Origin of the sequence: Niallia sp. FSL R7-0648 (genome assembly GCF_038007005.1) — a bacterium.
Classification (GTDB): Bacteria; Bacillota; Bacilli; order Bacillales; family Cytobacillaceae; genus Niallia; species Niallia circulans.
In genome coordinates, this window is sequence record NZ_JBBOWE010000001.1 from 544,733 (window position 1) to 566,422 (window position 21,690).

A 21,690-nucleotide genomic window follows, 5' to 3' on the forward strand; every position below is an offset into this window, starting at 1 on the left:
CATGTTTTATCAATGGTGGTCAATTGCTGTACAAATCTTTGCCACGTTTATTGCTGTTTATATGATAATTATTATATTGTTTTATTCTGTTATTCTTTTCATTTCCATGCTTCAGCTACGAAAGGAATATAAATTAAATAGAGAAGATACATTTGATGATGTTTCAAATGAATGGTATACGAAACCTGTATCTATCATTGTTCCAGCTTATAATGAAGAAGCTGGAATCATTCCAAGTGTACGGTCCTTGTTGAGCATTAATTATCCTCAATTTGAAATCATTGTTGTCAATGATGGATCAAAGGACCAAACACTGCAGAAAATGATAGAACAATATGAGATGGTTCATATAGAAAAGGTTGTCAGGAAACAACTTACGACAAAGCCTATTAAAGGGATTTATCAATCGAAGCTGCTCCCTAAATTATATTTAATCGATAAAGAAAATGGCGGAAAAGCAGATGCTTTAAATGCAGGACTGAACTTTTCTCATTTTCCTTATATTTGTTCATTAGATGGTGATTCAGTCTTAGAAAGAGATGCTTTTTTAAAGGTAATGAAGCCTATTATGGATAGTGATGAAGAAGTGATAGCATCAAGTGGAAGTATACGCATTGCTAATGGATGTAAGATTAAGAACGGACAAGTCCTCGAGATAGGATTGTCTCGCCATCCCTTGGTTATTATGCAAATAATCGAATACTTAAGAGCTTTTTTGATGGGGAGAATTGGATTAAGTAGACATAATTTATTATTAATTATTTCTGGAGCTTTTGGTGTTTTTTCAAAAAAATGGGTCCTAAAGGCTGGAGGCTATCAAACAAATACAGTCGGCGAAGATATGGAACTCGTTGTACGAATCCATCGTTTATTAAAAGAGACAAAGGAAAAAAAGAAAATTGTTTATGTGCCAGACCCAGTCTGCTGGACAGAAGTTCCGGAAGAAATAAAATATTTAAGAAGACAGCGAAGAAGGTGGCATCGTGGATTATATGAAAGTCTTTGGAATCATAGAAAGCTAACGCTTAACCCGAAATATGGAAATATCGGGCTCATATCTTTTCCATACTTCTGGCTAATTGAGTTTTTTGGCCCCATCATTGAATTTTTAGGATATGTTTATACGATTATTGCCTTGTTTTTTGGAGGCGTATATTTAGAATTTGCTATCTTAATTCTATTACTTTCCTGTATTTATGGCTCTATTTTTTCAATGGCAGCAGTGTTATTAGAAGAATGGAGTTTACGAAAATATCCGAAGGTTTCCCATATCATTTCATTGTTCTTCTATTCGTTGACAGAATCTTTTTGGTACCGCCCGTTAACTGTTTTTTGGCGATGCGAAGGCATTTGGCAATTAATAAGAAGAGATAAGAGTTGGGGAGAAATGAGCCGTAAAGGAGTATCCGAATGAAATGGAATAAATCGATTATTTTCTTTTTACTTATTCTCTTTGGTGTAGGACTTTTAACAAGTCCTTTTTGGCTTTGGCAGTTAAAGCATTCAAAGGAATTAAATGTCTTAATTATGGATAAAACAGTGTCGGATTCCTCCTATCGGGAACATGCGGGATTGATATGGGTGTTGAATAATCAAAAATATGTGAAAACTAACCATGCTCCTTATAGCAAACAACGTGATTATGTCGGATTTAATCCCCTAAAGGAAAAACACAAGCAATTAAACCATTTGCCAAAAGATTTATCTTCCTATGATGTGATATATATGACAGATCAATATGGAATCGATAAGGAAGATGCTTCCAGAATGAATTCGAAGCATATGGAAGGCGGATTAGCGTTAGAAGATGTTGAAAGGGTAGAGTCAGCTTTGTTTCAAAACACCAATAAAACATTGATTGCTGAATTTAATACCTTTGCAGATCCAACTAGTGATCAAGCTCGTGAAAAAATAACAAATCTTCTCCAACTTTCATGGAGTGGCTGGATTGGCAGATATTTTTCTGACATGGAAAGCGAGGAAATTCCTATATGGGTCAAAGAAAGATATGAGCACATCTATGATGACAAGTGGTCATTTAAAGGATCAGGGTTAATCTTGATTAATAGCGATGATCATCTCATTGTATTGTCAGATCAAGAACTTAATAGCGGAGCCCTTCAATTTTCGACTACTGATAAAGGAAAAGATTTGTTCAATCAGCCTATTAAATCGAATTATGGTTATTGGTTTGATATAGTTGCTGCAAAGGATGAGACCGATATTCTTGCTACGTATACACTTCCAGTAAATGGAAAAGGGAAAGCGGTCTTATCAGAATATGGCTTACCTAGTCAGTTTCCAGCAGTCATTCAATACAAGAATAAACTATACACGTCTTATTATTTTGCAGGTGACTATGCAGATGAAGCAGAGGTACCAGCACTTTATAAAACAGTCGGGTTTGATACGTGGAAAAGATCTATTACTTATCGCCACTCCTTTTATTGGAACAGTTATGTACCTATTATGAAAGGGATTCTAAAGAATGGTTTACATTCCGCTGATCATGCAAGTACAAATGTGGAAACAACAACTGTGAATCATTTGAAGATAAATACGAAAACAGATGATACGTATATTCAGGTGTTGAAAGACAATAAGTGGACAAATCTCCTTGTCAAAGGAGTTAATATGGGGATTGCAAAGCCAGGAAGTTTTCCAGGAGAAACAGCGATAACGAAGGATGAGTATTTTCGCTGGTTTAAAGATATTGGCGCCATGCATGCCAATGCAATTAGGGTGTATACCTTGCATCCACCCGCTTTCTATCAAGCATTGTATGAATATAATCAGTTGGCAGAGGAGCCTTTATATCTTTTTCATGGTGCATGGATTAATGAAGAGACTCTCCTAGAAAAACAGGATGCTTACGCGAAGGAAGTGGATAATGATTTTGATCGAGAGTTGAAGAATATGATAGATATCATTCATGGGAATGCATCTATAGCTGCTGCCCCTGGCCATGCTTCCGGTGAGTATACATATGATATATCAAAATATGTATTAGGCATTATGATCGGAATCGAATGGGATCCAGAGGTAGTACAGAATACAAATGAGAAACATAAACGCATAGCTTCTTATGATGGAACTTACTTTGAAACAAAAGATGCTTCTCCTTTTGAAAGTTGGCTTGCGCAGAAGATGGATGAAACGGTGAAATATGAGGTTGATAAATATGACTGGCAGCATACAATGAGCTTTACCAATTGGGTAACAACGGACTTGCTTAAACATCGTTATGAGCCGGATCCAAAAGAAGATATGGCCATCGTAAATCCCAATTATATAAAGACGACAGAGAATTTTCATGCGGGATTCCTTGCTTCCTATCATGTCTATCCGTATTATCCAGATTTCTTAAACTATGAGCCTGCATATAAAGGCTATATAAATAAACAAGGGAAGCAGAGTAATTATGGAGCTTATTTACAGGAGTTAAGAGAAGCACATGATATGCCAGTTCTAATTGCTGAATTTGGTGTACCCGCATCGAGAGGAAAAACGCATGAGAATGTAAATGGAATGACACAAGGGTTTCTTTCCGAACAAGAACAAGGAAATTTCGATAAAGAAATGTTTCAAATGATTGTCGATGAAAATTATGCAGGTGGGCTACTATTTGCTTGGCAGGATGAATGGTTCAAGCGAACATGGAATACGATGGATTATGATAATCCTGATAGAAGACCATATTGGTCCAATCTACAAACAAATGAACAGCATTTTGGCTTACTCAGCTTTGATCCTGGAAAATATGAGTCGCCCATTTATATAGATGGAAAGAAAAAGGACTGGGAAAAACTCGGCATTTCTCCTTTGTATGAAGATAGAAGGGAACAAAAAGGAATAGAGTCTATATATGTAACAAGTGATGAACAGCAGGTCAACTTGAGAATTGATTATCACCAGCCAATAGACTTACAAACAGATACAACCTATCTATTGTTTAATACCATTGAGAAGCAAGGCCAAAAAACAATTGCACTTAAAAACAAAACAATTAAATCAACGTTTGGCGTTGACTTTCTTGTTAAAATAGCGAATGAACACAATTCGCAAATATTAGTTGATAGTTATTATGATTCCTTCCATTATCATTATGGATCCATTTTGCATATGATCAAAGAAGAAGCTTATGCAAAGAAAAAGGATAATGGAGTATTTCATCCTATTCGACTGACCTTAAATAAGAAATTAGAGCTCCCAGATACTAAAATTCCATTTCAATCTTATGTAACTGGACATCTTCTATTTGGCAATGGAAATCCTGCTAGTAAAGAATTTAATAGCTTAACCGATATAAGCGTGAGCAAAGATAAAAAAACGATTGAAGTCCGGATACCTTGGGCCTTGTTGAATATGAAAGACCCGAGCCGGAAAGAGATAATGGCTGATTTATGGCAAAAGGGATTAGAGGAAAGTGTACAGGCTAAGGGAATCCAAATAGCAGCGGTAATGGAAAAAGAGGAGGAAATAATCTCTTCCTTCCCTAAGCTTAATAGATATAATGAAATCCTAGCTGCTGATGCTAAATGGTACACGTGGGACGAATGGGAGATGCCAGCTTACCATGAACGGCTAAGGGCATCGTATTACCTCTTAAAGGATGCCTTTTTAGAAATAAATTTGGGGGATTAAATGGTGAAAAGAATTTTATTAGCAGAAGATGAAGAAGTATTAAGAATGTTGATAGTTGATACATTGGAAGATGAGTACATCGTGGATGAAGCACAAGATGGAGAAGAAGCATTTCAGTTAATTCAAGAGAACCAATATGATTTACTAATCCTTGATTATATGATGCCAATTATGACCGGCTTAGAAGTCATTGAAAAAGTAAGAGCAGATAAAGAGAGAGAGCATCTTAAAATTATGATGCTCTCTGCCAAAAGCCAAGCGAGTGAGCAACATGAAATTATGGGAGCAGGAGCAGATTATTTTATGGCAAAGCCATTTAGCCCGCTTGCTTTATTAGACAAAGTAGGAGAAATATTGAATGAAAATTAAAGATTATTTTGGTAAAAGCATATCAAGACAGTTTGTAGCTTTACTGTTTTTTTTTAGTTTGCTTTTCCTTATGGGCTGTGCCTTCCTTGCACTCAGTCAAAAGCAATTGAATGATCGCTATGCAGAAGAAAGGGAAGTGATCCTTGAAAAAATATCAATCACTAGAGAATTACAAGATATGCTAGAAAATGCTTTATCAGAAGCAAGAGGATACTTCGCGTTTAATAATCCCGATATGCGTTCATCCGCTTTAAAAATGGATGCCAAGACAAATGAATTGATTCAACAGCTAAAAGCTGTTGCTACAACAGATGAAGATGCAGTGTTAGTAGAAGAGATAGCAAATTTTCATTCTTATTATTTTCAGGATATCCTCCCCAAAGCATTAAACTACTTTGATGAAGGAGAAATCGACAAAGTGGTGAAACTCTCAGATGATGGGGGAGCAGATCGAATTAGTCATATAAAGGGTTCGTTACATAACTATTTACAATCGATGACGAATGAACTGAATAATTTGGTAAATGAACTAGATAAAAATATCATCATTTTTCAAATCAGCTTTCTTGTCTATATTATTTTCATTATGATGGTTATTTATTTTATAGGGCGGGCTGGATTAAAAAAAATTGGCAAACCGTTAGCCGATTTATCAGTTGCGGCAAATGAAATTGCGAAAGGAAATGATGCACAGATAAAGATAGACACCAAGCGAGCTGATGAGATAGGGAAACTCTCTGCTGCTTTTTATCAAATGTATCAAAGTGTTCAAGATAAAGAACAAAACTTATTGGCGCAAAATGAGGAATTACTTGCACAGCAGGATGAACTGCATGCACAACAAATAGAATTAGAAGAGGTCTTAGAGACAGTTAGAGCAAATAGGGAATCATTAAGGCGAAGAAATGAATTAATTAATAGCATTTCGAATTCATTAGATAAAAATGAAGTATTAGAGAGTATTATTACCCATCTAGCAGCAATTCTACAGGCAGACAGAGGAATTATCTTACTATTAAAGGATCAAGCATATGCATCCTACGGAATTGTCGAAGAAGGAGCAGAGCAATTTAAAAATTATGTATGGCAAGGAATGCTCGATCGACTAAAAAAAGAGAAAGACCCATTTATTATTTCAAGAGAAATGGTATTGGCCGAAAAAGGCTATCACCTTGAAAAAGGATTTACACATGATTTGTATATTCCTGTCTATAATTCGGATGATGAAATAACAGCAGTGATGATGCTGAGTCGTTTTAGCGATCCTTACTCGGTGTTTGATAAGGAAGAATTTATTGCGTTGGCAAAACAAATAAGTATTTCTTTAGATAAAATTGAATTATTTGAGCAAACAGAAAATGATCGTGTATTAAACTACGATATCTTAAATACCATTCAAGAGGGTATTCAGGTAGTATGTGGAATAGGTGAAATAATATTCGTGAATGAAAAGCTTGAAGAAATGATTGGGGACACAAAGGAAACAATATTTTATCCTGGCTGTAGATGGGATGAATGGAAGCAGCCATTAACAGCTCATTTTATGGATGAAGAAGGGTTGCTTCAATATATAGAAGCATCCATTAAGGAAAAACAGACGGATTCCTATAGTGCCTTTATGAAAGATGGACGAGTAATTAATATCTATGCGGAGGAACTTTATAGAGGAAACACTAAGTTCGGCACCATCCTTGTTTATAGGGATATAACAAAAGAATATGAAGTGGATAGAATGAAGTCTGAGTTCGTAAGCACAGTGAGTCATGAGCTGCGAACACCGTTAGCAAGCATACTTGGATTTACAGAATTAATGATAAATCGAGAATTAAAAGTGGAAAAGCAGAAAAAGTACTTACAAACAATATATGGTGAAGCAAAGAGGCTGACCTCCTTAATAAATGATTTCCTAGATATTCAACGAATGGAAGCAGGAAAGCAAACCTATGAGAAGAAGTACATTGATTTAATGCCAATAGTAGAGAGAGTCAAGGAAAAACTATCCATTAATACTAGTTCTCATCGAATCGAAATAAATCAGTTGATAGAGGAAACCATGATTATTGGTGATAAAGCGAAGATTGAACAAGTGCTGGCGAATCTTCTAAGTAATGCTATTAAGTATTCCCCCGATGGAGGGACAATAGAGATTAATATTTATAAAGAGAACGGGCAGCTGCGAGTATCGTTTAAAGATGAAGGCCTAGGAATCCCAAAAGCGGAGATCAGTAAATTATTTACTAAGTTTTATCGAGTAGATAATACGGACCGAAGAAAGATTGGTGGTACGGGCCTTGGACTGTCTATTGTTCAAGAAATCATGATTGCCCATGATGGCCAAGTGGCAGTAGAATCAGATTATGGGAAGGGAAGTACGTTTACGCTTATTTTTCCCCTTGTCCATAAAATGGAGGCTTCTGATGAAGTATCTATAGAAAATAAGCAAACTTACTCGATCATGGTGATAGAAGATGATATTAGCCTGGGAGAATTAATTGTTCATGAATTGCAAGATAACGGCTTCCAAGTTGTGTATTATAAAAATGGTCAAGAGGCAATGCAAATGTTAGAAAAGCTCCCGACAGATGCAGTGGTGCTTGATATCATGCTCGAAGATGAAAATTTTGATGGTTGGAAAATCTTGAATCATATCAAAGAATCAGAAAAACTCAGAAATATTCCGGTTATCGTATCATCTGCATTAGATGAAAAAGAAAAGGGATTATCACGAGGAGCGATGGATTATCTCGTAAAACCATACCAAACTAGCCAACTTTCTAAAACGATTATGCAAACCTTATTAAAGATGGGGAAAGTGGGCCAAGTATTGATACCAGAACAAGATAAAGAGTGAAAAGTCGCATTTAAAGTCAAGTGGAAGGAGAGGTAATAGCTACCTCTCCTTCCTTATAGGGGAGTTTTTGGATAATAAAGTCGTAAACACAGCCACACAGAAAATAGTTAAGAAAGAAGCTAAAAAAGTTGTCAGCCCAATTATTTTATAGCCGCTGGCTAAAACGATTCCATCTATTAGAAAAATGATGAGACCTACCTGAATAGAAAGTATCTTTGACAGGACTTGGGCAAGGAGATCCGTCCCTCCAGTGCTGGTCTCAAATCGAAGCATGAGGCCAATTCCTACGCCAATAATCACTCCGCCCAAAATCGCACTTAATACAAGCTTCAATGAAAATAAATCACGTAAAAAAGATAGGAAATCAATAGAGATGGAAGAAGCAAGGAAGCCAATTATGCCATAAAAAAAGTACTCCCTATTATAAAACCACACCAGTATATATAAGGGAATGCTTAAAAGAATCATAGACAGACCTGTCGGAACCTCGTAGTGATAGTGCAAAATAAGGCCGATTCCAATTATGCCCCCATCTAACAGATGATGTGGGACTAAAAATCCATTTACCCCCATGCCTATTAATAAGCTCCCGACAAATATCGCCGCTATTTTTTCTATCATTAAACATCATCCTATCTATTCCTTGTCCATTCTTCTTATACATATGTGTAAGAGTATAAACATAGAAGAACATAATTGACTTAGGAGGATGAAAATTGATTGAGCAAGTGGGCTATTGAAGTTAGAAGTAAGATAGGTAAAAGTACTACTTTTGCTATTAAATTCTATAAACTGGTGATTTAGCGAAATTAAGTAACAGAAGATTGCGAGCATTTATTTGCTGCAAGGAAAAACGGTGTTCATAAAGGGAAGGAAAGCCAGAATGCGCTCGGCTGTAAGAAAAAGTGGTGTTCAACCAAAGAATGTGCACAAGCTCATCATAAAATACACACAAAAAGCTACGAAGCAATGAAACAAGACTTATTCCCTGAAGAACGAGAAGATATTGCGAAGATGCTAAAAGATATTCGTGAAACTCGTTTTTCTGGCGGTTTGGCTTGCCTCCATTGTGGAAGCGTATCGGTCAAGAAGAATGGCAAATATCGTGCGAGGCAACGATATTTGTGCAAGGACTGTGGGAAGACCTTTAACGATATGACCAATACTCCGTTGGCAGGTTCTCGATACCCTCATAAATGGGTTAAATATTTTGAAATGATGGTAGAAGGCTATACGCTACCTAAAATCTCTGATACTTTAGAAATCCATATTTCTACGGCTTTTTACTGGCGACATAAAATCTTGAATGCTCTCCGTTCATTAGGCAATCAAACTTTAAAAGGGATTGTTGAAAGCGATGAAACCTTTTTTTTGGAAGTGACAAAGGGAAGAAGTCTATTACTCATAGAAACCCTCGTAAGCGTGGCGGTGTCGCAACAAAACGAGGTATCTCAAAGGAACAGGTCTGTGTTCTTGTAGCACAAGATCGAAATGGACAAGTCATCTCTCAAATGGCTGGAAAAGGGCGTATTAAATCAACAGATATAGATAAGGTATTAGGTGCCTTTATCGACACCTCTGCTTTGTTATGTTCAGATGCAGCTACGAACTATAAAAAGTTAGCCGAAGATAAGGGATTACAGCACGAAATGGTGAATTTGCGGAAAGGGATTTATGTGAAAAAATCTATCTTCCATATTCAACACGTTAATGCTTATCACAAACGACTAAAACAATTTATGGACCGTTTTCAAGGTGTGGCAACCAAATATCTTGATAACTACCTGTTTTGGTTCAGATACCTTGAACAAAGCACAAAGGTGGCTCACAAAGAACGAGTGAAGCAACTTTTATTTAGTGCTGTCCATAAATCAAACTATACGACAGTTGAGATGTTTAGAAGAAGTGCATAATAAAAGCCCTCTAATTCGAGGTCAATAAATTACTTTTCTACTGTGATATATTCATAATCCTTTAATCTCGTAACTTCGCATCCTTCAAGGATTTCAAATTCTTTTAGTCTATCTTCAATTGTCTTGCTTGTACTATCCTTGAACAAATCTTCTCGGTCATAGTGAGGAAAAACAAGTTTGTCCGTTAGGTCTAATGCAGAAAAATCCTTAGTATTTAGTACATTCATTTGCGGTGTGAAGAAATGAACGACTTTAATGTTTGGACCAAGTATAACAGCACCAGCACTTACACCTACAATAACAACATTTTTGGTAACTAACTCTCGTAGGATACTATCTGCCCCACTCTGTTTAGTATGGAATAATAAGTTAAATGGATTTCCACCATTGATGTATATGACATCTTTATGTGCAAGACTTTTTGGGTTATCAAACTCTATATCAATGAAATCTATGTTTTGAAACCCCATATCCTTAAAGTTCTCTTTCGCCTTCTGAGCAAATCTATTTTTATCCTTTTGCGGCGATGCAGTTGTGATAATAGCAACGTCCAGTTCGTTTGGTTCGCCGTTAATGAGTTTTAAAAATTGCTCTTTAATAGCATCATTGTAAAAACCGTTAGAGGTTAATAGCAATTTCAATATAATCAACCCCATTCTATTCTCTATTTCGTATTAGATATATCCTTATTTTAACAGAAAAATAGGAAATCAGGAATTTTCACCTAAAAACAACAATCTTAACGAAAACAGCGTTAAAAAAAGATTGGCTACCCTTTAAAATAAGAAAAACATCTTTACCCAATTGGGTGAAGATGTTTTTCTTATGGCCTTATTTATTAAGCCGTATATGATAATCCTTCTACTTAAAAAAAGAAATGCAGGATATAGTAACAAATTGCAGCGATACTTGCTGAAATTGGCAATGTAATAACCCATGTAATAATCATTCGTTGTGCTGTTCCCCATTTAACTCCTTTTAAACGATGTGCAGAACCAACACCGAGAATAGAAGAAGAGATAACATGGGTTGTACTAACTGGAAGGTGAATTAAGGTGGATCCGAAAATGATCATAGCTCCTGATAAATCAGCAGCTACCCCATTTACTGGTCGAATTTTCATAATATTTCCACCAACGGTTTTGATAATTCTCCAACCACCTACAGAAGTCCCTAGTCCCATTGCAGTAGCACAGGCAAATTGTACCCAAAATGGCACCTCGCTTGTTGAAACATAATTATTAGCTAATAAAGCCATCGTAATAATCCCCATGGCTTTTTGAGCATCATTTGTACCATGCGTATAAGACTGCAATGCTGCAGTGAATATTTGGAAATAGCGGAAACGTCTATTTGTTTTTGTTAAATTTAAATCCCTAAAAAAGAATTTAAAAATGGAGTAAATGGTAAATCCAACAATAAAAGCGATGATAGGCGAAAGAATCAATGCCTCAATGATTTTAATAAACCCAGTGTAATTAAGAGAGGAGAAACCAGAAGAAGCAATTGCTGCTCCAGCGATTGATCCAATAATTGCATGGGAAGAACTACTTGGAATTCCAAAATACCAAGTGACTAAATTCCAGATGATAGCAGAAATCAATGCTGCAAGGATAACGAGAGAACCATTTGTTAATTGAAAAGGATCTACGATTCCTTTTGTAATTGTCTTTGCCACACCAGTAAAGGTCATCGCACCAATAAAGTTCATACATGCTGCCATAATAATGGCATGCTTCGGTTTTAGTGCTTTTGTTGATACTGCAGTAGCAATGGAATTGGCTGTGTCATGAAAGCCATTAATAAAATCAAATGCTAGGGCAAAGACAACGATTAAAATTGTAAGTATTAATAATGTATTCATTGGAAAAAGACTCCTTATGCGTTCTTCATAATGATACTTTCAAGTGTGTTGGCAACACTTTGACAGTAATCAGCGATATCCTCAAGATTTTCATACACTTCTTTATATTGGATAATACGAATCGGATCTTTTTCTACAGAGAAAAGGTTTTTAATCGATTGACGTAAAATGCCATCACATTTTGATTCGTGATCTTTAATTCTAATTGCATACTCTCTAATTTTAGGTAATTTTTTAGTTGTAAGCAGATCTACTGCTTTATCAATTTCTACTGCACAGTTTTTGATTTCTTCCACAAAACGAAGCATATATTCATCTGCACTAATGATATTGTACATTTCGAAAAGTGCAGAAGTACTCTCAAGACCGTCTAAAACATCATCCATACTCATTGTAAGAGCTAGAATGTCTTCTCTTTCAATCGGCGTAATAAAGGCTTTATTTAATTCTGTGATAACTTCATGAACATATGTATCACCTTTTGTTTCAATTTCCTTCATTGTTTCAGAAAAAGTTTTTAAATCGCTAACATTTGTTAGTTTATAGTCAGCAAAAAAGTCTGCTCCTTCTTTTAAATTTGAAGCAATATTTTTTAACATAACAGCAAACTTATCTTGTTTTTTAAAAACCATTATGGTTACCTCCATTAATATATAACAAATTATGACTAAGCCTTACATATTTTATAGGAAAGTTGTCGAATAGCATAGTATTTTGAAACGAAATTTACAAAAACTTAATATTTGCTTTACAAAGTTTTAAGAAAACTACATTACTTTTTTACAATATTTGCACGGATTTAATATTTTTCTCCAGAGAATGGAGTGTGTTTTTCCATATCTCCATCCTATATTGTGTCCAATTCTATTTATGATAATAAAGTAAGAGTAGAATGTCCAAAAAAGAAGGGAGAGCCACTGTTAATGGATGAAATTTTTATTGGAGAAAGTTGGCTTATGGGAAGAGAACAGGATCCCATAAACTAGTTCTATATATTACAATGGACTTAAGGAACGAACAATATGATTATCGAGAAGAAAGCAGATTTCTTATTAGGTGGGGGAGATTATGCCCAATCCACTCTATGCAATCAAAAGGCTTTAAGAATAGAAGAATTACAACGAGAAGTGTTAACACGAACAACAATCAATATAATGTCCATGTTAAGAAGGGAATATGAATAATATGTGGCAGGAAAAGGGGAAAAAGTGGAAAAAAAAGTAGTACTAATAACTGGAGCGAATAGTGGATTTGGGAAATGGATGACACTAGAATTTGCAAAAGCGAACTATACAGTTATAGCATCGATGAGAGATACGAATAAAAGTGGGCAATTAGTAGAGGAAGCAACAAGAATGGGGATAATTTCTAATATAGACATAGTTTCTTTAGATATTACTTCAGACCAATCTGTAGAAAACTTAAGTTTATATGTACAGAAAATAGGCCAAGTTGACTTACTGATAAATAACGCTGGCTATGCGGGAGCGGGTTTTTCAGAGGAGATATCGATCGGTGAATATCAACGACAGATGGATACAAATTTTTTGGGAGCCATTCGTGTAACGCAATGTATTCTTCCGCTTATGAGGATGCAGCGGAGAGGAATGATTATTAATATAAGCAGCATAAGTGGCGAAATTGGATTTCCAGGCCTATCTCCATATGTTTCCTCTAAATTTGCATTAGAAGGATGGAGTGAGGCCCTAAGATTAGAGTTAGCTCCTTTTTCTATTCCAGTCGTTCTGGTAGAGCCTGGTTCTTTTCAAACAAATATTTGGACAACAGGGAAGCAAATTGCTGAAAAATCTACCTTGCCTTCTTCTCCTTATTCTTCTTATATGAAACAGCTCGATACATATTTACATAATAGCAGTAAAAAAAATGGAGATCCAAGGGTAGTGGCTGAAAAGATAGTTTCCATCGCAAAGAAAAAGCATCCAAGACTGCGTTATATAGTCGGAAAAGGAACAAAAGGTACATTTCTTTTTAAGCATATTGTGCCATGGAAATGGTGGGAGAAAATCGTTCTATTTATTTTAAAATAAAAATATATTAGGAAGCAGGCGATTTTTTAAAAGGATTAATTCATATTTATAGAGAAGTATTCCAATAAGTGTTATTATATGGATAATTCTGATTTTTGGAGGTGTTTTGTTTGGTCAATAGCATCGAACAGAAAGTGAAGCTGCATAATGGAGTAGAAATACCACAATTAGGAATTGGTGTTTTTAAAGTAGAAGAGGGAGACACCGTTTTCCATACAGTAAAAACTGCTTTGGATCTTGGTTATCGTTCTATTGATACTGCTGCCATTTATAAGAATGAAGAAGGAGTAGGCAGAGCGATAAAAGAAAGCGCTATCCAAAGACAGGAGTTATTTGTTACTACTAAAGTATGGAATGATGATCAAGGATATGATTCCACTTTAAGAGCATTTGAAACGAGTTTGAAAAAATTAGATTTAGACTACCTAGATTTATATTTAATTCATTGGCCGGGAAAAGATAAATATGTGGAAACATGGAAAGCACTTGAGAAATTATATGAAGAAGGATTAGTTAGAGCAATTGGTGTAAGTAATTTTCATGAACATCATTTAGATCATTTACTTGCTAATGCAAATGAGAAGCCAACTGTTAACCAGATCGAATTACATCCAAGACTTTCCCAAGAGAGCGTAAGAGAATATTGTAAGAAGAAAGATATAAAAGTGGAAGCATGGTCGCCAATTGCCAAAGGTCGGTTAGTAAATGAACCGACACTTAATTATATTGCAAAAAAACATGAAAAAACTCCTGTTCAAGTTATTTTACGCTGGCATCTGCAACATGGAAATATTATTATTCCAAAGTCTGTTCATCCAGAAAGAATCAAAGAAAATGCAGAGATATTTGATTATCAACTAAGCTTAGTGGAAATGGATCAAATCGATCGCTTAAATATGAATGAAAGACTTGGCAGTAATCCAGATGAATTATTATTTTAATAAATTTAAGGACTATAAAACGAAACAAACAAAAGGTCTGCGCCTAATTAATTAGGCGTAGATTTTTTGTTAGGAAGCACTTGAATGAATCTTTTTAAAACAATGAATGTAATAGATATGTTTAAAAGACTCAAAGGGTGGTAAATATAAGTACAAGCAGATAGTGAAAATAAACCGTACGGGAAAATCATAGCTGCAGCATGTTTTTCACTATCTCATTGAAAACTATCAACACTATAAGAAAAGGAGTGTTAAATATGGGATTTTTATGGTCATTAATAATAGGTGGTATTATAGGATGGTTAGCAGGATTAATTACTGGTAAGGATATTCCTGGCGGAGTTATTGGTAATATTATTGCCGGTTTTGTTGGAGCTTGGTTAGGATCATTAATTTTAGGAGATTGGGGTCCATCCATTGCTGATTTCGCCATTATTCCGAGCATTATCGGCGCTGTCGTGCTAGTATTTATTCTAAGCTTGATTATGCGTGGAATGCGTAAAACAACATAAAGATAGAGAAAAAAGGAAATGAGCTTTTTTAAGCCATTTCCTTTTTTTGTTGAAAACATATCCTTCAACTTAATAACGATTCCCAATCTTCATCAGGGAAAATCGGCGGGGTGTCTAATGGTGGAGCAAAGACTGTAATTTGTTCCTGAGAGATAGGATGGGTGAATTGGATTTTCGCCGCATGAAGTGCTTGTCGATGGAACATAGGTTTTCCGCCATAAAGTTTGTCTCCAGCAAGAGGATGATTTATGGAGCTTAAATGGACTCTAATCTGATGTGTTCTGCCAGTGTCTAAAGTACAAGAGATAAGCGTTAAATCATCGAAGGGCAGCCGCTTGATTCGTTTAAAATGGGTGATTGCCTGCTGTCCTGTCTCTGAAATTCTTCTACGGCTGCCATGATGTCGATCCTTCCCAATCGGCTTATTAATCGTTCCTTTTTTCTGTGCTAAAAATCCCTCAATAAGAGCGATATACGTTCTTTTAATTTTTCTTTCTCTTAAAAGATAATCAAGCATGTTAGCAACTAAATCGTGTTTAGCAAAAAGTATACAGCCGGTAGTATCCCGATCCAATCGGTGGATATGCTTTAATTGTCTTTCTTCTCCACTTAATAATAAATAATAGGCCACACCATTTAATAAGGAAGAAGTATCTTCAGAAGAATGAGGGTGGGTATCGATGGAATCAGGTTTATTTACGACTAAAAGGAAATCATCTTCATAAAGAATAGTGAGATCCATATAGGTTGGAATAATGTCATTTGGCTGCTGCTGAAAGAGCTTAATTTTTAAAATATCTTCCTGCTTAAGTAGGGAATTCCATGGTACATTTTGGTTATTTAATTGAACTTTTTTCTCCATTTTAAACAAATGAATCTGCTTTTTCGAAGCTAGTAATACTCGCGAAAAGAACTCCTCAATTGATAATCCTTCCCATTGTAAAGGGATTTTAAGGAAAAGCCAGTCACCCTTTCTTTCAAATAACATACATAAAATCTCCTTTGTTTTTTATAAGAATGAATAATAAAAGTGTCTTAAATATAACTTAGTTATCATATCATGGTTTTAATTACCACAGAAATGGTTTTTAGGGATATGTTAGACTATGGGTAACAGATAGGTTGTGTAAATTTATAGAAATAAAGAGGGTGTTTCGTTTTATGAAAGTCGTTTTTGCATCAACCCAAACCCAAGAGGAAAGAATTGATGAGTTGATTCAAACCTTTTATTCAAAGGTTTTTCCTTTCTATTTTTCAGATGAGGAAATTAATCAATTCGAGCGCTTAAAGGTTCTAACTATTACTCCGGAAAAAGCACAGTTATTAAGCACATTAAAAACAGCTTATCAAGTAATTGCCAGTCTTCAAACCCTTGTGAATATATTGGAAGATCCAGAGAATAAGCATAAATATAAACATCTTTTTGCAAAAAATGTCCATATTCTCGAGGAATTGGACATATTCTTTCCATTCGATTTAGATAATTTTAAATCCAGCAGCAACGGGGATTCCTGCGATCAAGCGAATTTTAGTATGTATGCAGAGGCGAACAATTCATACTTACTATAATTTTTTCTAATTTTCCTATTCCTTATTCTTAGGAAAGACAAAAGGCCATCACAGTCAATTGAAAGACGATGGCCTTTTTGGATACAATTTTTAACGACTTTATTTTTTTACACTATATTTTTCGAGCCATTGTTTAAAGACTGCAGGTTCGTTGTAGCCGATAGTTCTGCTTACTTCTTTTCCATTTTTGTATTGAACAATGGTTGGAGTTGATTCGATATTGTATTTATCCCAGCCTTCTTGAAATTCCAATAAATTATATTGATCAATAGATACATTTAATTCTTTTGCAAGCGGCATTAATTCAGGAGTAGTTTTTAAGCAATATTGACATTCAGAGCTAAAGAAATAAACTGTCACGTCTTCCTCTGTTTTTAATTTTTCCTCGAGTTCATCAGGAAGGATGATATTTTGGTAATTCGGATTATCTAATAATTCGACTGTAGCTGGCCTCAAATCTGCTTTCTTATAGAGATTGCCTTCCACAGCTTTTTCCTTTTTCATATGAGATAGAAAAGCTACCCCAGCAAATAAAATAATAATAAAGACCAGAAAAAACAGAATTTTTTTCATTGATTCATCTCCTTTGTTTTTTTCCAAATAATAATGCTGCAAGTAAAGATAATAATAAATCCAATTAGTGCCATAAAAGGGATCGTGATAAATCCTAACCAATTTATGTATTCACCTGTGCAAGAAACTGGTCCGCAGGCTGATGATGTTTCAAAGATGCTAGCTAACTTTTGGATGGAGTAGTGATAAATGGAAATACATGCGCCAATCCCAGAAAGAATCATGGTATAAAAGCTGATTTTATAATCTTTTCGGATTACCGCAATTCCTAAAATAATCACAAACGGGTACATTAAGATCCGCTGATACCAACACAAAGTACATGGAATAAAGTCTCTAATTTCAGAAAAGTAGAGACTGCCAAACATACTGAGGACAGCTGCAATCCATGCTAAATATAAAATGTTTTCCCGGGAGTCCTTTTGCTTTGTTTCTTCTTTCATACGATTCTCCTTTATTGTGTTTATTGAATTCTAAAAATTGATAGGAATATTTTCACTATAGAAAAAGTATAAAGGTAAACGGAATTGATGTAAACAAACTAGAATTCCAAAAGGAGAGAGATTATATCTAAAAAAAATGGGGAAATGTAGAAATAGTAAATAAAATGTAAGAGTATGGGTTAAGAAGATCATACATAAAGGGAGTAAAATAATATGCCAAAATTGGATTTATCGAAATTTGAAAAAAAACTCATTATCCGAAACACAGAATACCAGGATATTGATAAAATCATGAAGCTTCAAGCGGAGTGCTTTCCAGGCATGGATCCTTGGACAAAGGATCAATTAAGAAGCCATATTGAGATTTTCCAAGAGGGACAATTTGTTGCAGAATATGATGGGGAAATTATTGGATCATGCTCTAGCTTAATTATAAATTTTGACGAATATGATGCCCGCCATACGTGGGATGAAGTGACAGACGGCGGATATATCACAAATCATAACCCCCATGGCTATAATCTTTATGGAATTGAAGTCATGGTAGATCCAGAATACCGAAGAATGAAAATAGGACATCGTCTTTATGAAGCAAGAAAAGAGTTAGTGCGTCAGTTAAATTTACAAAGTATAATCATTGGCGGCAGAATTCCAAATTATTATAAATATGAAGATCAAATGACAGCAAGAGAATATGTTCAAGAAGTTTTGCATCATAAAATATATGATCCAGTACTGTCCTTTCAATTACTAAATGGTTTCACGTTAATGCGGATTAACCCTAATTACTTACCAGATGATGCACAGTCGAAAAGCTATGCAACGATTATGGAATGGAACAATGTGGAATACATGCCAAAATCCAAACGTTTTTTCAAAAGCAGCTATCCTGTGCGAATTTGCGTTGTTCAATATAAGATGAGACAAATAAAGAGCTTTGAGGATTTTGCCAATCAAGTAGAGTATTATACAGATGTAGCTTCCAATGCGGAATCGGATTTTGTTGTGTTCCCTGAATTGCTTACATCGCAATTAATGTCGTTTTTAGATGAACGTGTTCCAAGTACGGCTATTAGAAAGGTTACAGAATACACAGAGCAGTATATTGAGCTTTTTACTAATTTAGCGATTCGATATAATATTAATATTATCGGTGGTTCTCATTTTGTAAAAGAAGATGATGAAGAAATTTATAATATTGCTTATCTTTTTAGACGTGATGGTACGATTGAAAAACAATATAAATTACATATAACGCCGAATGAGCGGAAATGGTGGGGAATAAGACGAGGAGATGCCATTAGGGTTTTTGATACAGATTGTGGGAAAATTGCGATTCAAATTTGCTATGATATTGAATTTCCAGAACTAGCCCGGATTGCAACAGATATGGGGGCAAAAATTATTTTTACCCCGTTTTGTACAGAAGATCGTCAAGGCTATTTACGTGTACGCTATTGTGCACAAGCTCGAGCTGTAGAAAACCAGGTTTACACGGTGATTGCTGGGACTGTCGGGAATTTACCGCAAACAGAAAATATGGATATTCAATATGCCCAATCGGCTATCTTTGCGCCATCTGATTTTGAATTTGCCCGAGATGGGATTGTTGGGGAAACAAACCCTAATATAGAAATGGTTATGATCGGGGATGTAGATTTAGAAATACTAAGAAGACAGCGACAAAGAGGAACAGTCCGCCAATTAAAAGATAGACGCTTTGATGTATACCGAATTGAATATAAAAAGTAATCAATCATAGATGTAATATGAATGAAAAGGTAAAAACCACGACAGAAGAGTCGTGGTTTTTTGGTGGGATTCTATCTATTACATGGTAGTTGTGTGAATCCATTCTTCTTCGGCTAAATCGTTGGCGTGATCGATGTAGCGTAATAAGGAATATAAATGTTTTTCTATGACAGAATAATCATGTTCAAAGTTGTAGGCATGCAGAAATTGTTCAATTTTTTTTGAGAGAAAGTTATCATGGGTTCTTACCATCAATATGAGAAGATTATCCCACTCTGATCGATGAGTATAGTATAGGGCTCGATCATAATCTGTTTTGTTCATCTTAATGCCTCCTTTTGTGGGAAGGAGATGATTATATTATATGGATAAAGGTAAGAATGTTACCCACTAAAAGTTGGCTATATTGATTTCAAAGGATTTTCTATTTTTACCTGTATAAATTCTTATGGCTTCATTGAAGATAAATTCAACGCAATATGAATAAGGACTCCTGCATATCCACAATATAAAGAAAAAAGGGGTTATTATGAAAAGGCGACTTATTATTATTTTAACTGCAATTTCAGTCTTTCTTTGTGTAAATACAAAGGAGTCCTACGCGAAATCAGTTGTAGATGCGAGTGAAGTGTATACATATGAAAACTTTCAAGACGATGTCTGGATTTTAAAAAGTAAATATAAGAAACAGCTCCAAGTCCATGCGATTGGGAAATCAGAATTTGGCCGAAAAATTTATGCGATCCAAATAGGGACAGGAAAGAAAAGTATCCTTTTGTCAGGTGCACATCATGGAAGGGAATGGATTACTTCTTTATTAACCATGAAAATGGCAGAGGATATTGCAAGGACAATAAAGAATGGAGACAATTTTCTTGGTTCCTATTCGATTTGGATTGTACCGATGATCAATCCAGATGGAGTCACCATTCAACAGGGGAAAATCAACAAATTTCCGTTTTTCTCGAAAAGAAAAATAAAGAAGATGAATGGCGGCCTAAATGATTTTACGCGTTGGAAAAGTAATGGGCTAGGAGTGGATCTAAATCGACAATATCCTGCTGGATGGGAGTATATAAAGGATTCCAAAAAAGAACCTTTTTATAAAAATTATAAAGGGAAAGCTCCATTTGAAGCAAAAGAGGTACAAGCCATTGTCGAGTTAACAGAAAAAATAAAACCAACGATTGCGGTTGCTTACCATTCTTCTGGTCAGGAGATTTTTTGGCAATATAATAATGGAGTGAATGAGGACAGAGATCGGATGATTGCAGAAGTTCTTGCAAAAGAAACTGGGTACAAGCTTGGGGTTCCACCTAAAGACGCCGTAGGGGGTGGATTTACAGATTGGTTTATTACGACCTATCATTTACCCGCATATACAATTGAAATATGTCCATTGGTAGATGAGCGCCACCCTTCCTTGACAAACTTTTCTAAAGAATGGGCCAGAAATAAAACCATTCCCAGAACGCTGATTGAGGAAGCCAAAAAAATAGATGCGATACATAAAAAAATGCTGGGAGACTCATAATAAGAAAAAACATTGGAGGTAAATATGAAGACTAAATCTTTATCCGTTCTTATTGTTACCATATCAGTATTAGTTATGGCATTTATGTTTCCATCCCATCATTTAGCTGTCCAAGAGTTAGATTATAAGAAATTTGGGTCTGTTGCAATGGCTGTAGTAAAGGCAGATTATCCAGAAGAGTCTGTTACTGATTATAAATATTTAGGACGCAAAAAAATATCTCCGCAAGAAGAACAAGATTCCTTTCAATTTCTTGTAAAAGAGGGTGGAAAGGAAAAAACAGTTATTGTTGCGGTGAATCATAATACAAAAAATGATAAATTCATCTCCTTAGTAGTAGAAGAAGCAAAGCCATAAAAAAGACCGAAATGGTCTTTTTTATGGCTTTTTCCGAGTTGGTTTGCTTTCAATTCTCAGTATTTTGCATTTGTTACTAGACAATTCTATTCCAATTTATACTATTGACATAATAAATTAATCTTGTTATCATTCTCCTATTGTTTTTAAAAAGAATAGATAGACCTTGTATAAATTCAAGAATATGGCTTGAAAGTTTCTACCAGCTACCAATAAATAGCTTGTCTACAAGGAATGGGAATTTTATAACATTTTTATTCCGTTTTGTAGAAAAGCTTTGACCAAATAAGGGTCAAAGTTTTTTTTATTATCTAATGGGA

At 35.1% G+C, this 21,690-nt stretch carries 20 protein-coding genes, 1 pseudogene and 1 riboswitch; of the genes and pseudogenes, 13 read left to right on the plus strand and 8 right to left on the minus strand.

The genetic code is table 11. The annotated features are described in order from the left end of the window. The first annotated feature begins 1 nt into the window (after position 1). From NSQ89_RS02670 to NSQ89_RS02685, 4 genes are read left to right on the plus strand one after another with little or no spacing between them, the layout of a single operon-like run. The gene (locus NSQ89_RS02670) at positions 2-1,414 is read left to right on the plus strand and encodes a glycosyltransferase family 2 protein (RefSeq protein ID WP_341132208.1); all 1,413 of its coding nucleotides are present in this window, start codon (positions 2-4) and stop codon (positions 1,412-1,414) included. Continuing rightward, positions 1,411-4,644, plus strand: a complete 3,234-nt coding sequence (locus tag NSQ89_RS02675; RefSeq protein ID WP_341132209.1) for a hypothetical protein — start codon at positions 1,411-1,413, stop codon at positions 4,642-4,644. Before NSQ89_RS02670 ends, NSQ89_RS02675 begins: the two co-directional genes overlap by 4 nt. Positions 4,645-4,647: 3 nt before the next feature. After that, positions 4,648-5,013 (plus strand): response regulator transcription factor, encoded by a 366-nt coding sequence (locus NSQ89_RS02680; protein ID WP_095320217.1) that lies wholly within the window; start codon positions 4,648-4,650, stop codon positions 5,011-5,013. Beyond that, positions 5,003-7,864 carry an ATP-binding protein gene (locus NSQ89_RS02685; protein WP_341132210.1) on the plus strand — a complete coding sequence of 954 codons (2,862 nt, stop codon included), beginning with the start codon at positions 5,003-5,005 and terminating at the stop codon, positions 7,862-7,864. Before NSQ89_RS02680 ends, NSQ89_RS02685 begins: the two co-directional genes overlap by 11 nt. A gap of 39 nt (positions 7,865-7,903) precedes the next feature. On the opposite strand, the gene NSQ89_RS02690 is transcribed toward NSQ89_RS02685, so the two are convergent. After that, the gene (locus NSQ89_RS02690) at positions 7,904-8,485 is read right to left on the minus strand and encodes a YitT family protein (protein WP_047942757.1); all 582 of its coding nucleotides are present in this window, start codon (positions 8,483-8,485) and stop codon (positions 7,904-7,906) included. 324 nt (positions 8,486-8,809) lie between these two features. Between NSQ89_RS02690 and NSQ89_RS02695 the strand changes: the two are divergent. Next, positions 8,810-9,777: pseudogene (locus NSQ89_RS02695) on the plus strand (IS1595 family transposase). 29 nt (positions 9,778-9,806) lie between these two features. On the opposite strand, the gene NSQ89_RS02700 reads toward NSQ89_RS02695, so the two are convergent. From NSQ89_RS02700 to NSQ89_RS02710, 3 genes are all read right to left on the minus strand, one after another. Continuing rightward, positions 9,807-10,418, minus strand: a complete 612-nt coding sequence (locus NSQ89_RS02700; RefSeq protein ID WP_235850109.1) for a Type 1 glutamine amidotransferase-like domain-containing protein — start codon at positions 10,416-10,418, stop codon at positions 9,807-9,809. Positions 10,419-10,642: 224 nt separating this feature from the next. Then, positions 10,643-11,641: an inorganic phosphate transporter gene (locus NSQ89_RS02705; RefSeq protein WP_047942755.1), complete on the minus strand. Its 999-nt coding sequence runs from the start codon at positions 11,639-11,641 to the stop codon at positions 10,643-10,645. 14 nt (positions 11,642-11,655) lie between these two features. After that, positions 11,656-12,273, minus strand: coding sequence for a DUF47 domain-containing protein (locus NSQ89_RS02710; RefSeq protein ID WP_047942753.1), 618 nt, complete (start codon positions 12,271-12,273; stop codon positions 11,656-11,658). A gap of 390 nt (positions 12,274-12,663) precedes the next feature. Between NSQ89_RS02710 and NSQ89_RS02715 the strand changes: the two genes are divergently transcribed. The 4 genes from NSQ89_RS02715 to NSQ89_RS02730 all read left to right on the plus strand — a co-directional run bounded on the left by NSQ89_RS02715 (position 12,664) and on the right by NSQ89_RS02730 (position 15,142). Next, positions 12,664-12,825 (plus strand): hypothetical protein, encoded by a 162-nt coding sequence (locus NSQ89_RS02715; protein ID WP_172864700.1) that lies wholly within the window; start codon positions 12,664-12,666, stop codon positions 12,823-12,825. 24 nt (positions 12,826-12,849) lie between these two features. Beyond that, a complete protein-coding gene (locus tag NSQ89_RS02720) occupies positions 12,850-13,689 on the plus strand; it encodes an SDR family oxidoreductase (protein ID WP_341132211.1) in 840 nt (279 codons plus the stop codon). Positions 13,690-13,799: 110 nt separating this feature from the next. Next, positions 13,800-14,630 carry an aldo/keto reductase gene (locus NSQ89_RS02725; RefSeq protein WP_341132212.1) on the plus strand — a complete coding sequence of 277 codons (831 nt, stop codon included), beginning with the start codon at positions 13,800-13,802 and terminating at the stop codon, positions 14,628-14,630. A 257-nt stretch (positions 14,631-14,887) separates the two neighbouring features. Next, a complete protein-coding gene (locus tag NSQ89_RS02730; RefSeq protein WP_061797736.1) occupies positions 14,888-15,142 on the plus strand; it encodes a GlsB/YeaQ/YmgE family stress response membrane protein in 255 nt (84 codons plus the stop codon). A gap of 64 nt (positions 15,143-15,206) precedes the next feature. On the opposite strand, the gene NSQ89_RS02735 is transcribed toward NSQ89_RS02730, so the two are convergent. Continuing rightward, positions 15,207-16,130 (minus strand): RluA family pseudouridine synthase, encoded by a 924-nt coding sequence (locus tag NSQ89_RS02735; protein WP_061797734.1) that lies wholly within the window; start codon positions 16,128-16,130, stop codon positions 15,207-15,209. 173 nt (positions 16,131-16,303) lie between these two features. Here NSQ89_RS02735 and NSQ89_RS02740 point away from each other — a divergent pair, with 173 nt between their 5' ends. Further along, complete coding sequence (locus NSQ89_RS02740; RefSeq protein ID WP_144581069.1) at positions 16,304-16,711, plus strand: DUF5365 family protein; 408 nt, start codon at positions 16,304-16,306, stop codon at positions 16,709-16,711. A gap of 99 nt (positions 16,712-16,810) precedes the next feature. On the opposite strand, the gene NSQ89_RS02745 is transcribed toward NSQ89_RS02740, so the two are convergent. Beyond that, positions 16,811-17,284 carry a thioredoxin family protein gene (locus NSQ89_RS02745; protein WP_061797731.1) on the minus strand — a complete coding sequence of 158 codons (474 nt, stop codon included), beginning with the start codon at positions 17,282-17,284 and terminating at the stop codon, positions 16,811-16,813. Continuing rightward, a complete protein-coding gene (locus NSQ89_RS02750) occupies positions 17,281-17,727 on the minus strand; it encodes a disulfide oxidoreductase (RefSeq protein ID WP_095258744.1) in 447 nt (148 codons plus the stop codon). The genes NSQ89_RS02745 and NSQ89_RS02750 overlap by 4 nt, the downstream gene beginning before the upstream one ends. Positions 17,728-17,940: 213 nt before the next feature. Between NSQ89_RS02750 and NSQ89_RS02755 the strand changes: the two genes are divergently transcribed. Beyond that, positions 17,941-19,479 (plus strand): bifunctional GNAT family N-acetyltransferase/carbon-nitrogen hydrolase family protein, encoded by a 1,539-nt coding sequence (locus NSQ89_RS02755; protein ID WP_095258745.1) that lies wholly within the window; start codon positions 17,941-17,943, stop codon positions 19,477-19,479. A 78-nt stretch (positions 19,480-19,557) separates the two neighbouring features. Here NSQ89_RS02755 and NSQ89_RS02760 read toward each other — a convergent pair whose 3' ends face one another. Beyond that, on the minus strand, positions 19,558-19,803 hold the full coding sequence (locus NSQ89_RS02760) for a YhdB family protein (protein ID WP_061797721.1): 246 nt from the start codon (positions 19,801-19,803) through the stop codon (positions 19,558-19,560). A gap of 205 nt (positions 19,804-20,008) precedes the next feature. Between NSQ89_RS02760 and NSQ89_RS02765 the strand changes: the two genes are divergently transcribed. Together NSQ89_RS02765 and NSQ89_RS02770 are read left to right on the plus strand one after the other, a co-directional pair. Then, entirely contained in the window at positions 20,009-21,013 is a 1,005-nt protein-coding gene (locus NSQ89_RS02765; protein WP_341132213.1) for a M14 family zinc carboxypeptidase, read from the plus strand. A 24-nt stretch (positions 21,014-21,037) separates the two neighbouring features. Next, entirely contained in the window at positions 21,038-21,370 is a 333-nt protein-coding gene (locus tag NSQ89_RS02770; RefSeq protein WP_123259062.1) for a DUF3889 domain-containing protein, read from the plus strand. Between the two features lie 146 nt (positions 21,371-21,516). Further along, positions 21,517-21,618: riboswitch (purine riboswitch) on the plus strand. Positions 21,619-21,690: the final 72 nt, after the last annotated feature.